1 protein-coding gene is annotated in these 1,287 nt (G+C 47.6%); it reads right to left on the reverse strand.

What is annotated here, in order from left to right:
• A partial coding sequence (locus FYJ79_RS12370) for an IS256 family transposase (protein ID WP_195837098.1) occupies positions 1-1,211 on the reverse strand: 1,211 nt, incomplete at its 3' end.
• Positions 1,212-1,287: the final 76 nt, after the last annotated feature.

Below are 1,287 nucleotides of genomic sequence, written 5' to 3' on the forward strand. Positions count from 1 at the left end.
CAGGAAGCGCTTTCTCCATAAGAGTCATTGAACCAGAAGCTTGTGACTTTTCCAAATCCCCTGTGCACGCGGTTCAGGAACTTCTCATTGTATCGTTCGAACTGCGAGACTAGATACTTCTCCTCGGAAAGCTCTGTGGGAAACTGTTCCTTTGCCTTGAAATGTCGCTTGAGCTGCTTGTTGTAACTTTCTATCATATTCGTTGTATAGATGCTGCTTCTGATCTCCTTGGGAAAGTCATAGAAGGTAAGCATGTTGGAATTGGACTTCAGCGCATCGACGATTTTTGGATACTTCCTTTTCCACTTCGCGTAGAAGGATTCCAGCCCGCCTATTGCAGCTTCCCTGCTGGCAGCAGTATATACTGCCTTGAAATCCTCCGTGATTTCAGCACGGTCACTTACACGGCACTTGCTGGCAATGTTTCTCTGGACGTGAAGAAGGCATCTCTGGATCCTTGCCATCGGATAGACCGAGCTGATGACCTCTTCCATTCCGTTAAGGCCATCCGTGCAGAAGAGCGCAACACGTGTCACACCGCGTTCCCTGATTGATTCAATCATTTCCTTCCAGTTGCTCTTTGACTCACTGGGAGCGATTGAATAGTCAATGATCTCCTTGGTGCCGTCGGTGCGGATGCCCAATGCAATGTGAACGGCCTCCTTCTGGACCGTATCGCGTCTGAGAGCCATCATTGTCGCATCAATGTAGATGACGGCGTATTCGCTTGCCAGCTGTCTTGACTTGAATGATTCAATGCTGGAGATGATTCTGTTGGTGATGTTGGAAACGGTGCTTCTCGATACCTTTGTGCCGTACATCCTCTCAACGGCTTCGGCAATCTCGCTGTTAGTGAGTCCAAGATTGAAGAGGTCAATGACAGTATTCTCAGTGCCCTCAGTCCGTCTCATGTAGGGCGGGATCAGTGCAGACACGAAGAGTCCCAGGCGGTCCCTGGGCATCCTGATTGTGATTGGCCCGTACTTGGTGTCTATCTTTCTTTCAGGCTTGAAGCCGTTTCTTGAGTCTTCCTTGTCCGTGTGCTTGTATCTCTCATAGCCAAGGAACTGCTCGAGCTCGTAGCTGAGGACGTCATTGACGGCTTCCTCAAGCTGCTGACGGAACACTTCAGAGAGCACGCTTTCAAATTCAGGAAGATTGTGGTCGTTATTTAATAGATTTCTGACAAGCAATGATGTAAAATGATTCATGGGTATACTCCTTTGATTGTTTTTGTTGCAGAAATCATTTTACAAGGGGTATGCCTTTTTTGTCTATTAAATAACT

The organism is Sharpea porci, from assembly GCF_009695655.1.
GTDB lineage: Bacteria > Bacillota_I > Bacilli_A > Erysipelotrichales > Coprobacillaceae > Sharpea > Sharpea porci.